1 rRNA gene is annotated in these 232 nt (G+C 50.4%); it reads left to right on the top strand.

The features are described from left to right. Positions 1–33: 33 nt before the first annotated feature. Positions 34–232: ribosomal RNA gene (locus WFO70_RS22385) — 16S ribosomal RNA — on the top strand; the annotation flags it as partial.

Raw genomic sequence — 232 nt, 5'->3', positions numbered from 1 at the left:
CATTACGAAGTTTAATTCACGAGCATCAAACTTAAATTGAAGAGTTTGATCATGGCTCAGATTGAACGCTGGCGGCAGGCCTAACACATGCAAGTCGAGCGGTAGCACAGAGAGCTTGCTCTCGGGTGACGAGCGGCGGACGGGTGAGTAATGTCTGGGAAACTGCCTGATGGAGGGGGATAACTACTGGAAACGGTAGCTAATACCGCATAACGTCGCAAGACCAAAGAGG

The organism is Leclercia sp. AS011 (assembly GCF_037152535.1).
GTDB lineage: Bacteria > Pseudomonadota > Gammaproteobacteria > Enterobacterales > Enterobacteriaceae > Enterobacter.
This window is presented reverse-complemented; position numbering and strand designations above follow the sequence as displayed.